The organism is Parachlamydia sp. AcF125 (assembly GCF_018342475.1).
GTDB lineage: Bacteria > Chlamydiota > Chlamydiia > Chlamydiales > Parachlamydiaceae > Parachlamydia.
In genome coordinates this window covers 603,370-617,109 of record NZ_JAEMUD010000001.1, presented here as the reverse complement: position 1 = coordinate 617,109, position 13,740 = coordinate 603,370, and the positions used below count along the sequence as shown (strand labels likewise).

Annotated in this window: 11 protein-coding genes; 1 reads left to right on the top strand and 10 read right to left on the bottom strand. The window is 40.2% G+C overall.

The annotated features are described in order from the left end of the window. Positions 1-9 precede the first annotated feature (9 nt). Positions 10-972: a type III secretion system inner membrane ring lipoprotein SctJ gene (sctJ, locus tag PARA125_RS02515; protein WP_213157140.1), complete on the bottom strand. Its 963-nt coding sequence runs from the start codon at positions 970-972 to the stop codon at positions 10-12. A gap of 254 nt (positions 973-1,226) precedes the next feature. On the opposite strand from sctJ, the gene PARA125_RS02510 reads away from it, so the two are divergent. Continuing rightward, positions 1,227-2,144, top strand: coding sequence for a hypothetical protein (locus PARA125_RS02510; protein ID WP_213157139.1), 918 nt, complete (start codon positions 1,227-1,229; stop codon positions 2,142-2,144). 448 nt (positions 2,145-2,592) lie between these two features. On the opposite strand, the gene dusB is transcribed toward PARA125_RS02510, so the two are convergent. From dusB to prfB, 9 genes are all read right to left on the bottom strand, one after another. Then, positions 2,593-3,624: a tRNA dihydrouridine synthase DusB gene (gene dusB / locus PARA125_RS02505; protein ID WP_213157138.1), complete on the bottom strand. Its 1,032-nt coding sequence runs from the start codon at positions 3,622-3,624 to the stop codon at positions 2,593-2,595. Next, complete coding sequence (locus PARA125_RS02500; protein ID WP_213157137.1) at positions 3,624-3,887, bottom strand: YggT family protein; 264 nt, start codon at positions 3,885-3,887, stop codon at positions 3,624-3,626. The genes dusB and PARA125_RS02500 overlap by 1 nt, the downstream gene beginning before the upstream one ends. 70 nt (positions 3,888-3,957) lie before the next feature. Next, the gene (locus PARA125_RS02495; RefSeq protein WP_213157136.1) at positions 3,958-4,926 is read right to left on the bottom strand and encodes an NAD-dependent epimerase/dehydratase family protein; all 969 of its coding nucleotides are present in this window, start codon (positions 4,924-4,926) and stop codon (positions 3,958-3,960) included. Then, positions 4,917-8,366 carry a hypothetical protein gene (locus tag PARA125_RS02490; RefSeq protein WP_349305643.1) on the bottom strand — a complete coding sequence of 1,150 codons (3,450 nt, stop codon included), beginning with the start codon at positions 8,364-8,366 and terminating at the stop codon, positions 4,917-4,919. The genes PARA125_RS02495 and PARA125_RS02490 overlap by 10 nt, the downstream gene beginning before the upstream one ends. A gap of 363 nt (positions 8,367-8,729) precedes the next feature. Beyond that, positions 8,730-10,151, bottom strand: a complete 1,422-nt coding sequence (locus PARA125_RS02485) for an anthranilate synthase component I family protein (RefSeq protein ID WP_213157134.1) — start codon at positions 10,149-10,151, stop codon at positions 8,730-8,732. Then, on the bottom strand, positions 10,135-10,881 hold the full coding sequence (locus PARA125_RS02480; RefSeq protein ID WP_213157133.1) for a YebC/PmpR family DNA-binding transcriptional regulator: 747 nt from the start codon (positions 10,879-10,881) through the stop codon (positions 10,135-10,137). The genes PARA125_RS02485 and PARA125_RS02480 overlap by 17 nt, the downstream gene beginning before the upstream one ends. 30 nt (positions 10,882-10,911) lie before the next feature. Next, positions 10,912-11,580 (bottom strand): SprT-like domain-containing protein, encoded by a 669-nt coding sequence (locus tag PARA125_RS02475; protein WP_213157132.1) that lies wholly within the window; start codon positions 11,578-11,580, stop codon positions 10,912-10,914. A 21-nt stretch (positions 11,581-11,601) separates the two neighbouring features. Then, a complete protein-coding gene (locus PARA125_RS02470; RefSeq protein WP_213157131.1) occupies positions 11,602-12,108 on the bottom strand; it encodes a GNAT family N-acetyltransferase in 507 nt (168 codons plus the stop codon). Further along, a protein-coding gene (gene prfB / locus PARA125_RS02465; protein WP_502920408.1) for a peptide chain release factor 2 occupies positions 12,105-13,203 on the bottom strand; the annotation gives its coding sequence in 2 pieces (ribosomal slippage) (positions 12,105-13,151 and positions 13,153-13,203; 1,098 coding nt in all). The genes PARA125_RS02470 and prfB overlap by 4 nt, the downstream gene beginning before the upstream one ends. Between the last annotated feature and the right edge of the window lie 537 nt (positions 13,204-13,740).

Below are 13,740 nucleotides of genomic sequence, written 5' to 3'. Positions count from 1 at the left end.
AAAACGCTCTTAGGTTACCCCTTTATCCTGCTCTTCTTCACCTTCGGCCACTTTTGTTTCTTCCTTCACAACCTCCTTTTCCTCCTGTTTTACAGGCTCAGCAGTAATAGGTTGCAAATGGAAAAGCTGCTTAATTCCACCATGTGCTCTTAAAAGGGGGTAAAGTTTCCACCCTGCCCAAATCATCGCTAAAGACAGAAGCAAGAGAAATAGGCTAAAGGAGAAAAAGATCACCCGAAACCGAAAAGCAGACTCTTTTGCCACAATGATCGACCAAATACTCACAAATTGCTTTTCATCCCCACCCGACTTCAGCCCAATAGGCATCTCACTAAAACGCGCTCTATCCCCAATCACCGTCACGTTGTCATAATCTAATCCCGTGACGCTGGCAGCCACAAGGCGTTTAATTTTAGTCACCAAGTGGGAATTGGGATCGTCTAATACACCCGAATGCTTGACATACACAGAAGCCACAATTTTACCTTTTTTCTCTCCTCCAGGATTTAAGGGATCCTCCTCAGGAAAAGAAATTTGCACTTCTGCGTCTAAGACCCCATCAATTTTACGAATGGTGCTCGCAATTTGCTCGGCAAGGCCAGCTTGATAGCGGATCCTTTCCTGCAATTCTGAGGGGACAAGTCCTACGTTTGAAAATATTCCTAACAAGCTTTGCGGCTTTCGGCGCGGCAATCCGCTCTGATTGAGAATGGACATGGCTTGGGTGGCTTTATCTGCAGATACACTGATATCCCACAGCACAATTTTTGATCCCCCCCCGCCACCTTCTTGGCTTTGTACCTTCATCGCATCTATCCCTTTGCTAGAAAGGAACACTACAATTTCGTTAGCTTCTTTTTCATCTAAGCCATTCACAATTGTTTTGCGTGATTCACAACTCGTGAGTAAAAAAGCCATGCATACCAAAAAAACAGCACCTAATAGCTTACCCAAGTTCTTAACTCTCGACATGATCTGATTTTTCCGTCTATAAAATTTTGCGAATTTTCACACTTATTGAATTAGCCTCATCCTATCACAGCAATCTTTTTCCTAACAGGCCTTATTTTTCCTAGGAAGTAAAAAACATATTTTTAAAAAGGTTTAAAAAACAGACAATTTAAAATTATAATTAGAAAAAACAGAAAAAATGCTATAATTAATTTTATAAAAACAAAGCTTAAGAAAACTATCTCCTATAAATAAAAATTATAAGGATAATCATTATGCAACCCCCTGAATTCCCTGTCAAAATTCCAGAAGCTAGAGTTAACTCTTCCGCTACCAATGCGGCAGTCAATTCTTCAAGTGTGCAACATGCAGGACATCGTTGGAAACGCCTCATGGAAACGATTGGAAGCTTTTTTAAAAGCCTTTTTTTTAGGTTAGCCAAAAAAGAGGCCTCCTCCATTAAAAGGCTTAGTCAGCAAACGATCTCCTCCTATAACACCTCTCCAGCCGCTGATAAAGCCACTCAGGTCACCCAAAAAATTCTAACTCCTGTAGATAAATTTAAAAATAAGGCGCTTAAGATGTTTAAGGAGCTTGAGGAGACCGAAAAAAGTCACGTGGCAAGTCTCAGAAGGCAAAAAGATATTTTAAATGTCATGCTGGCTGAACTTCGAGGTAAGGGATCATTAAAGAGGCTGCCTGAAAGCGACCGAAAACTGATTGAACAATTGTCAAGGCATATCCATGCTTTGTTGGAGTCTGCCTCGCAAGCAAGAGGGCAGTTACACACGATTATCTCCCCTCTTAAGGGTGACAACTTAACACTTGCCACCATCAACCATGCTGCGGCTAAGCTTAATGCATTAGTGGATGAGAATAACAAAATATTTAAGCGCAAATTTGCAGTAACAGAAAAGCTTCTCGCGCTTAACCAAGAGGTCGTGCATTTAAAAAACAAAAAAGCAATCCAACAATTGATGCAAAAATTTCCTCAAGGGATCGGAAAAGACACTTACGATTTTGACCCCTGCATTCCTCCCTATCAAAGACTCTTTCATTATCAAAACTTAAGTGGAGAAATAGTAAGAGAAATGGAAAAAATAGGAATGCCAAATGAAGCCTTAACCGAATTGCGCACAAAGCTCATAGAAAAAATTAGGCAAATTAACTCGTCCTTGCCCCCTGCTCCTTAACAGCCCTTTTACCTTTAATTTTAAAGGGAATAAAACAGCAAATGATAAAAGAAAAAATAAAATGAGGCAGGTTTACAGGTCAACTGCCGCCCTCGTAGAGCCGCCTCATGCCGCGATACCGTTTAAAAAACTAGCCAGAGTCTAATAAATCCCTCGCTGCTCGTGAAAGGATTAAGCCCCTCTCAAAGCACATAAGGGTTAGTCCCCCAGCACCAATCCCTCCAATTAAGTTAACATAAGAAAGAGCCTTTTCCACTTATTTTTTAGAGATCGGGATGGCCTCGAACCGATTAAAGGCCAAGAAAATGGCAAAACTTAGAAGCTGCAGGAAAGGGGAAAGGTTGCTTAACCAGCTTTAGGGAGAAAGAAGCTTATGGCATACATCCATGTATGGATCGAGGCTAATAAGCTCAGTCTTAGCGCTCAAGCGACCAAAAAAAGAAGAAAATCAGCAGGCTTCGCAATCTGCATCGGAATTAAGAGAATGGGTGGCCTCATTCTCATGGCTAAAGGAGAAGTTTTGGATTAAATGCCGCACCTCCTCTGGCGAAGAAGCTCGGCTAATTAATCCTCTGAATTCGCGCGTTCCGCTAGAACTTTTAATGTACCAACACCCCACTCGGCGCATTTCAACCACCACTTGGCGTGGGTTATAATACTTCTCTGCACATAAAAAATGGGTATAAAGCGCTTGCCGGCAATCTTCAGGAGTTCGAACTGGAACCTGCTCCCCTTTCAGATAACTCAAAATGTCCTGAGCAATCCAGGGTTGGCCCATTGTACCTCGCGCGACTAATACGGCATCGCAGCCCGTATATTCGAACATGCGTTTAGCCGATTCGGGGTCAACTACGTCCCCATTGCCAATCACTTTAATGTTCTTAGCAGCCTGCTTACTGGCTTTAATATAATCCCAATTAGCGGGGCCCCGATACGCTTGTTGTCGGGTCCGTCCATGAATGGCAATTGCTTGCGCACCAGCTTGTTCTGCAATTTGGGTGACCTCTTCAGCACAGATGTTTTCCTCATCCCAGCCCGCGCGGATTTTAAGCGTCACTGGAATTTTAACTGCGGCCACCATCTCTGCTAAAATTTCCCCGATTAATTGGGGGGTTTTTAAGAGGCCCGAACCGCTTCCATCTTTGGTCACCTTATCAACCGGACATCCACAATTTAAGTCGACCACATCAAAACCTAACTCTTCAATGATCTTAGCTGCTTTGCCTGCCAATTGAGGCTTGGCTCCACATAATTGGCCTCCAATAGGATGCATCCCTTTTTCAAAATCTAGCATGCGAAAGGTATTGGGATCATGGCGCACTAATGCATCCATTTTAACCATTTCACAATACATTAAACCGGGTGAATATTTGGCAGACATTTGTCGGAATGGAAAATCGGAGCAACCCGCTAGCGGTGCATAAAATATGGGATTGGGAAGAGTGAATTTCCCTAGCTGGAAAGGAGAAAAAGGCTTCATTAAAATGGCAAATTTGAAATCACAATTTTTAAGAAATATTCCATAAAACTCAGCGCCATAAAAGCAAAAATGGGGCTGATATCAATCATTCCAAGAGGAGGAATAAACCTTCGGAAAAAGTTGAGGTAAGGATCCGTATAAAAGGCAATAAACTGCATCATTCGGTACTGATGCAATTCAGGAATCCACGAGCTTAAAATACGCGCAAATAGCATGAGAAAATAGGTTTGAAAAACCAGACTGACGAGGTTAATTAAAATCATGGCCTATCCTTGGAAAATTAAGAAAATTATAAACGATTTCCTTTTTTCTGTCTTGGAATACTTACCAAGCTTACACTTGGTAATACTCCCGGTACCAATCCAAAAATTTAGCCAATCCTTCTCGCATTCCTACTTTAGGAATGAAATTTAAGCTCCGCGTACTTTCCCGGATATCTGCAAAAGTCTCTGGTACATCTCCTAGTTGCAACTCTTTAAATACTTTAATGGCTGTTTTTCCTAAGTATTCTTCTAATGTCTGGATAAACTCTAGCAATTCGACAGGCTCGTGATGCCCTAAATTGAATAGATCGCACCCCGCTTCTCGATCAATGGCTGCTAAAATTCCCTGGATAATATCATCAACATAGGTAAAATCGCGTAGCATCTTCCCATAGTTGTAAATTTCAATGGGCTCATCAGATAAAATGGCCTTTGTAAACAAAGAATAGGCCATATCAGGCCTTCCCCATGGACCATACACGGTAAAAAAACGTAGCCCTGTTACAGGAATCCCATATAGGTGATGGTAGGTTTGTGCAAACAACTCATTCGCCTTTTTAGTTGCCCCATACAAGCTCGCTTGCTGATCTGTACGATCTTCAATAGAGAAAGGAATCTTGCGATTCAAGCCATACACAGAAGAGGAGGACGCATACACTAAGCTAATCCCAGGCTGCTCTTTGCAAGTTTCCAGGACTGAGACAAAACCCTCGAGGTTAGCTTTGACGTAAGATTGCGGATGGATGAGGGAATAACGCACGCCTGCCTGCGCGGCTAAATTGACAAGGTGCGTGATCTTATTTGCTTTCACATAATGTTTAAGCTTAGAAGTATCGCAAATGTCTCCCTCAATCACCTCAATGCCTGCTTTTTTAAGCAGCTGGCAGCGATCATATTTGAGTTGAGGAGAATAATAATCATTAAAATTATCATACCCAACAACCCTATCTCCTCTTTGGGCCAAGGAAAGAGCGGTGTGAAAACCAATAAATCCTGCCGCTCCAGTGATTAAAATATTTTTACTTGTTGTTAATGCCATGTGAATTCCGAGTTTTTTTCTAAGGTTTCTTTATCTTCAGGCATGATAGCAAGCGAATGAGAGGGCCCGCTTGGTTGCTCATTCGAGCGGTCTCTAATTTTTAAATGCCAGACTTTCTTTTTCTTTTGCGATTCCGTTAGAAGGCCAAATTCAAGGCTAGCCGGAGGAACAGCTTTTTCAAATATATTAATAATGCGATAAAAGTCCTCATAGGAATATATATTTTCTCTAAAAAAAACAGGAGGGCTAACTTCGACGCTCACTTCCAGGATATCTTTATTGACTGAAAATGTACTTTCTACCTGCAGTGTCGCTAAAGGACTCTTGTTATCGACTGCGGTTAAGGTCGGATTCCATCGATCCAACCGAGGACAAACCCCAGCTTTTTTGATCACCCCAACTTTATAACAGGTTGAGCTTTCAATATGAAGGTTTAAATCAATGCCTGACATAGTTTTAAAACCAAAAGGAAGCTGATTAAATTGGGGAAAAGTAGATTGCAAAATGGTTTCTACCACGCTCCAGATGCCATTAGCTCCCAAAGCTAAAATAGGATAACAAGACACGGTTGCCGAAACAAACCAGGAGGCGATAATTTTGCATAACTCCTCTTCCGTATGGGTTTTCTTTTTCTTAAATTTCCCAAAATTTTTTCGAATTTCCTCATAGTTAATGGCTGAAGAAGAAAAAAAGGCGCGCAAAGCGTTTATATCGAACTCCTTGTTTTTATAAAGGTTGCCATCTTCTTTCTTTCGATAAAAAAAATAGGGAAGGATTTTTTTCCATGAAGTATTTAAGAATGTATTAAACGCTTTTACCTCATAATCTGTGCGTGTGACGTGCCGATCCTTTTCAAAGTGAGCATATATTTCCGCAAAAAAACGAGAGAGAAATTCAGATTCCTCTTCTAAATCAACCAGCAAATTTCCATTAATTTTAATGGAATTAAAAATATAGACCTGGCTTTCCTTAGGTCTATAACTCCGAAACATATCTTTAGGTAAAATGCTAAAAAAATTCTTTTTTAATTTCTGGGGAATCGTCAAGTAATAACACTTAGAAGAAAGCATTTCGTGCCTATACCGATGATATTCCTCTGACATTCTCTCAAGGGTCCTTTCAATCTTTTTTACGTTCACGCTTTCTTTTAAAAAATTTATTAACCTTTCTCCAGCTTCGGGAGTTTCTCCTATCGCTTGAAAAAAGCAATTGCGTATTTCAAGGTCCGAAACTTCACCAAGGATTTTCAGTAAAGTTGCAACGTTTGGATGATTCGTTATCCCTTGCTCTCCCACCTTGTAATCTGAAGAGTTAAGGACTTTTCTCAAAACTTTCATAAGCTCTTCAAAAAAAGAGCTTTGCCTATTTTTTTCTTCATAACATTTTTGCAAAGTTTTGGCGAGGTAGGAAATTCTAGGAATAACAGAATCAAAAAAGGGCGCATTGAGGGAAAGTTTTTGGCACAATTCTTCGATAAGTTCTCGAGAATAACGGCCATGGTTCTCACATATAGCTGCGCGACATTCTTTGAGGTATCCATCTTCTAACTTAAACAAATCTAAACAAGGATGCTTATCTCTACATTCTATGATTTGCTGCTCGAATGTTTTTTTTAATTCCACGGTAAGACTTTTGCTTCCAGGGAGGGTATAATAAGATATCCCGCGAGGAAGAGTTTTATAGGAAGGAATGGAATTGGAATAGCGAACCAGACATTCTAAAATTTCATTTTTTTTCTCTTCTAAAATTTCCTCATTAAATTCATATTTAACTACCTTCAGGATAGCTTTGAAAGAAGGAATCTCCTTTTTTATAGGGATAAGCTCTAAACTAAATACAAACTCAGCTTCCCCTTGCAGAGAATAATTCATCGCAAAATTTAATTTGAATTTTTTTAAGTTCTCAAAGTGAATTTTACACTCTAAACAGCGAATCTCAGCCTTTTTATAAGTCGAATTAAAAATCCGATGAATAAAAGCCCCCGTTTTAAAATGCCCGATATATAAAAGTCGAAAAAAATAATCAAAGGGAGTGAGTTCCAACTTTAAAAACTTTTCCGCATAGCTTGGGGGACTTATTTCTAGAAAAAAAGAAGGCCCAAATTCCTGTAAGATTTGGCTCAGAAAAGCTTTTAGCTTCACCTCACTGCGGCCCGCCTGACGATCTACTGCAATTTTTTGGTCCTTTAAAAAATGAGGCATTTCAAAAATATTTTTTGTTAGAAGCCCTCGCACAATATGGGAGCGGGGTATATGAAAAACATTGGGGTTTGCAAAAATATCAGAAGAAACGTCTATCTCTTTTTCAGTAAGATTTTCTACTCCTAAATAAAAACGCTCGCGCGCCAAGAGATATTCTTTTACCTCTTCTACGTTACTCCGATTCGCCCATTTTTTTAAGACTTCCAAGTTATTTGCAGCATCGCACCCCAATGCTAAAAGGATGATTTTTTTATCCTCACTTGTAAGGTTATTTTCAAAATAATCAACAAATGATTTTAAACCTGCATTAATCAAAAAGTTTAAGTGACCTTTAAAGGCTTTAATCCATTTTGTTACCGATTTGGAAGTCTCTACAAACTCATATAAGCATTTTTCCATCGCAATTAAGTTGTGGATAAGACCCTTTAAGAGAGACTGGCTCGCATGAATTTTTTCAAAAAGGTAAAGAGAGCGGGGAGAGAATAAGCGTTCTAATTGCTTAGCGGTAATGGTATCCCAATTTTTCTTTTTAAGGATTTCCTCCGCATGCTTTTTTAAATAATGCCATATTTTGGCATCGAGAACTTTAGCATCGTAAAAAATAAGGTCCTCTTTAATTTTCAATAAAGCATTTTGAGCGTTTCTATCCGTTTGTTTTTCATCTTGCGGGGTTAAGTAGGAGCGCGTTTCATTGTCTGGTTTTTTCCTATCAGGTCGCTCTAAAATCTCTGAATCCTCCGAAAAATCGGGCAAAGTTTCCGAACTGCAATGCTCTTCAGGCTTATGCGCCATTTCTTCAAAGCTTTTTTCCTTTCCTTTTCTTCTCTCACAAGGATCCATAACTTCCTCTTCCTTCTCGAAAGAGCTTTTTTCAGAGGAGAAAGATTCGCTCGAGTCTAGCCTTAAGCCTATTTTTCTCCGATTTTTTCTTACCTGCTGAATACCCGGTTCCCTTAAGGAGGAGAGGCTTGTTGCTCTATCGCTTTCTTCAGCAGAATCATGCACAAAGTCCCAAGAATTATCCTCCTCCTCTGTATCCGGATTCTCTGATAAGAGAATTAACCAGTTTTCGTGAGAGGTAATCATTTCTATCTCGCCTTCCTCCATTTTGGAAGGGATTTGAGCTTTTTCCCCTTCTGCTTTGAGCCGCGTAATTTGCAATCTTTCTTTATCTCTTAAGGAAACTCGAGATTTCTTTTGTTTGAGTGGAAGCTCATCCTCGTCAACTTTTCCCAACACTTGGGATCCTCCTCGAGGAGAACCTAAACGCTTCCTCAATTGCGAGATTCTAGTCACTACGGAAGCACTTAGACTAAGGCTCTTTCTTTTGTCAGTGGAAGTATTTTTGAGTTTTTCCGCTTTAATTAGGCTTCCAGCTTTACTTCTAGGAGATTCCCCAGATGGTGGACTAGTATAGAAGGATGTAGAAGGAATTCGCGTAGTCGATTCGAAGGTCATCATCATCTCCTTTGTGGCAGTGTTAGCAATTATTTTTGTGTTTAACAAAAAAGACGATACATTTAAAAATCTTTCTTATTTTTCCCCTATTGAGGTTTTGCGAGGGAACCATTAACGATTGGTAGTTAAAAGCTTAGAATTGATTTAAACGAGAGAAACATTTAAAATTTCAAAAATAGATTGACCTTTTGAGAGAATTTCTTGGTATTCCTGATCGGGAAGTGAGTCCGCCACAATTCCCGCCCCAAAGGCTGTATGAATAGAAGTGGGAGATAGAATTAAAGAGCGAATGGCAATATTAAAATCGAAATCTCCATTATGGGAAAAATATCCCAATGAGCCTGTGTAGATGCCTCTAGCTCGCTTTTCAAAAGCGTGAATGGTTTGCATTGCTCGAATTTTTGGGCAACCTGTAATAGAGCCACCAGGAAAACAGGCTCGTATGATATCTAAGAAATGCAAAGACGAACATGCGATAGACTCAACCTCAGAGCTTAGGTGAAAAACATTTTGGTAGCCATAGCAATTCCAATGAGGGTTTACTTTCACGCTGCCAGCTACGCTGACTTTTCCTAAGTCATGCCGCATGAGATCTGTAATCATGAGCAACTCCGCATTCTCTTTTTCGGAACGCACTAACCGTTCGCGATTGCCACCATCCTCTGTGGGAGTTGTTCCGCGTGGAGCTGTGCCTTTGATTGGCTCGGTAGAAAGAAGAAGAGAGTCTTTTTTTAAAAATTTTTCAGGGGAAGAAGATACAATCGAGCAAAAGGGAAGATCCCAGTAGCCAGAATAAGGGGCTGGGTTGAGCTTAGCTAATCGATAAAACAGCTCAAAACCTTCTCGCCTTCCCTGCAAAGTAAAGGGCTGCGAGAGATTAACCTGATAAATTTCCCCCTTTTCGATCAATGTTTTGGCTTTTTGGACTTGATTGAGATAAGACTCCCGTCCAGCTGGTTGAATCTTAAAAATCAAGCTAGAAACTTCAGATGGCGAAGCAAGCGCATAGGCTTGGGCTTTCACGCGTATCCAAGTAGAAATAGTGCTCCATTCTAGGATCTGCCCTATTTGTGAGCGATCTAAAAAAGAGAAAGATTCTTGGTCTATCCACAATTGGCATTTTTTCAAATCGTGGTCAAAAACGATTGTGCAAGCAAACCGTTGAAAATAAGCCAAAGGAATTTCGGGAGGAGTGTACTCCAAAACCAGTTGGGAATCGCTATAAGCCCCCATCTCATATCCTAAATACCCCACCCAACGAGGAAATGAGAAAGTGAGGCTCGGCTCATTTAAAAATTGTTTAAGGGCATCCCACGGATTTTTCAAATGAAGCTCGAGAGGTTTAAGAATGCCCCCTCCCCAAGATTTTCTTTGGATAGTCGGTTCAATACAAATAAAAGAAAAAGGGTATAAACACAAAAAAGATTTTTTAGAGAGGGGGAAAGAGCCTCCTGAATAAAGAAAGCACGTTCCTTTTTCGTGTGAAAAATAGCGTGCAATTTGCAAAAGATCTTCGGGAAGAGCAATAATAGAGCTTAAATCTAGTGCATTAAAGAAGCTGCTCATCCACCCATTGATCTGGAACTTTCATATTGTGATAAACGGCATCTACGTCTTCTAATTGCTCTAACCAATCAATCAAGGCTAAGTTTGCTTTAGCTGTTTCTTCATCGCATTCCACATAAGCTTTGGGAATCATTTCTAAAGAAGCCTCCTCACATTGAAAGCCTAAATGGCTTACAGCATCTTTAACTTGAAACAATCCCGCCGGGTCTGTCGTGATCATGAAAAACTCATCGGCAACTTCAAAGTCTTCTGCCCCTGCTTCAATAGCGGCATTAAATAATTCTTCCTCTACCCCATGCTTTTTAGAAATCTGAATGACACCTTTACGATCAAAATTAAAAGCCACAGCTCCCGGGGTTGCAATACTTCCACCCCTCTTGTTTGTCGCAATGCGCATATCGGAAGCAATCCGGTTTTTGTTGTCAGTCATTACATCGATAATAATCCCCACTCCCCCATGGCCATAAAGCTCATAAGTCATCTCAATATAATCTGCTTGGTCTGCACTAGAAGCTTTTTTGATATTTCGTTCGATAATCTCATTTGGAACGTTGGCTTCCCTGGCCTTTTGTAAAACGAGGCGCAAACGGGGATTAGATTTTGGATCGGGGCCCCCTAGTTTGGCAGCACTGATGATTTCTTTGGCAATCCTTGAGAAAATCTTCCCTTTCTTTGCATCTGCACGCCCTTTGCGGTGCTTAATATTTGCCCATTTACTATGACCTGCCATTACATTTCCTTTAAATCAGATAAATTTGGTTTATGCGAACGTCTCTTTAAGATACTGATCAACCCATTTCTTAGCTTTGAAATAGTCTTTGAAGAGAACCTCTCGCTCTCTAAATTCTTTACTATGGATACGGTTAATCCCTTTTTTATCTACATAAGAAGGGCATGCTTCATGCAGCATTTCATGATAAACTACAAAGGACACAAAGTACGCAGGAATATGAGAAGCATCCAGCATTCGATTGATTTTGATTAAACGCAGAAGGTGATGATAAAGCCCAAACGTCACAGTAGAGCTGTTTTTTCGCGATTGTTTATTATACCAGGTAATAGCTGCTTTCACTTCTCCATTAAAGTATTCTGCATTTAACTCGTTATAAATTGCTTGTAAATCATAAAACTTACCTTGTGTAGAAAGCTTGGAAGGATCGATTTGATGCGAGTAGTCTAATTTTTTAAGATTGTCTTCAATAAAAGTTTTAATCGATGGAGCAATTTTTTTGTGCTCTTGCTTAATGTAGCAAGCTAAAGCATCCATCACATTTTGAGGAGCTTCCAAAAAAAAAGAGTGCAAGGATACCACGCAATCGGGCTCTCCCCATTTTACACTTAACATGGTGGAGCGATTATTATTAAAACGCAGGATAAGCTTTTTCCCCGAAGTGGTTTCTAGCTTTTCTTGAAAATGGATAATTGACATAGAGGCCCATTTAAGATTAAATCAAGTTAAGAAACGCTCCATAAACACCCGTCCTACATAGCGGTCTTCTTCTTTAATCCACTGATTTTGCCTTCCAAATTCTTTAAACCCAAAACGTTCGTAAAGGCGGATCGCCGGGTTTTCAGCATAAACTTGTAAGTGAAGAAGTTCGATGCGAAAAGTTTCTTTTGCCAAATACATTAAATTATTCAGAAGTTCTGTGCCCACTCCTTGGTTTCTGTATTCGGCCCCTACAATGATTCCAAATTCACATTGGTGCGCGAGCTTCCGATAAGGCTGCAGATATAAAGTTGCTAACCCGCAAGGAACTCCATCTCTTACAGCGGTTAAACTGCATTTATAGCGGTAAAAACCAATCCAACGATTCACTGCATCGTTGATCTCCGCCTCATCACACATTGGAAACCAGCGAGAAACACTTTTATCCATCAACCATTCTTTTAGATAAACTGCATCACCAGGTTCTGTATAACGAATATCGTTATCTGACTGATTTTGAGCTGTCATCCCCCAAACTCCATTAAGTAAGCATTAACAAAATCATCAAGCTCCCCATCCATAACCGCTTGAATATTTCCACACTCTACTTTAGTGCGCGTATCTTTCACTAGAGTATAGGGCTGAAAAACGTAATTGCGAATCTGGCTTCCCCATGCTATTTCTTTTTTCTCACCACCTATGGCCTTAAGTGCATTTTCGCGCGCCGTAACTTCCATTTCATATAACTTAGAACGCAGCATTTTATAACAAGTTTCTTTGTTCTGAAGTTGACTGCGCTGAGTCTGGCATGACACCACAATTCCTGTGGGAAGATGGGTTAAACGAACGGCTGAATCGGTTCTGTTCACATGCTGCCCCCCAGCCCCTGAAGCTCTAAAGGTATCAATGCGCAAGTCTTCTGGCTTGATTTCGATCTGAATGTCCTCTGTAATTTCAGGGGTTACATCCACTGATGCAAAGCTTGTATGCCTTTTCGCATTGCTATCGAAAGGAGAAATACGCACCAGCCGATGCACCCCTTTTTCTGCTTTGGCATACCCATAAGCAAAAGCTCCGGTAAATTTATAGGTAATACTCTTTATCCCCGCCACATCTCCATCAATCGTATCAATCAACTCCACTTTCCAATTTTTTTTGGCCGCCCAACGTTGATACATCCGAGATAACATGAGTACCCAATCACACGCTTCGGTCCCCCCCGCGCCTGCATTGATACTTAAAAAAGCGTTTTTGTTGTCAAGTTCTCCTGAAAGCATTTTTCTGATTTCAAGTTCTTTCAAATGTTCCTCAATGGAATTCAATTCTTGCAAAAGCTCTTGAACCAAACCTTCGTCGTCCAACTCAAAAGCTTCTCCTAACAATTCATTCACATTTGAAAACCGTACTTTGAGATCGTAATAAGGAGTTGTCCAAGCTTTCAGGGTATTACATTCGTTGATCACTTTTTGAGCTGTGTCATTATTGTCCCAAAATGTGGGAGTTTCCATTTCAGCTTCTAACGCTCTAACTTTCGCTTCCTTTGAAGCCAAGTCAAAGATACCTCCACATATGAAGAATTCGATCTTCTAGATTTTTTAATCGTAGTTGAACTTCATTATGCATGCAACTCTCCTCAAAACAGCCTGTAAATGATAAAAGGTACAGAACAAATCCCTATTTTAACAGAATGCAAGAATAAAGGAAATGGATTATCTAATTTGCCCTCGATTACCGCTCTTGAAATTATCTTCTTATAAAAAGCCTCTCTTGTGATTTCCCCTCCTATGTGATCAGATAGGCTGGGTTAGATCCTTCAACTAAAGAAAGCTAGAAAGTAAGCCCTATGCCGGGCGTTAAGCCTTTTATTCCTACAAAAAGCTGCAGTAGGGGATGAAGCATATCCCTCAAGGTCGGAAGCTTTTTTTATGGGAAATTTGAACCCCCTCTACCTAAAGCCCTACCGCTAACAACTATCAAAAATTTGGAAACCTCCAAAAAAACGACCTTCCAAAATAAACTTGAAGAGCGCCCTTTTTACAACCCCTACTTGATTTTATGGCTGCTTACATCAAAGGAGAAATCATGAATAAAATTGCCTCCCCTATCGAAGATAGCTACTACTTTCTTAAATTGAACAAATTAGGATATTTATGGCTGATA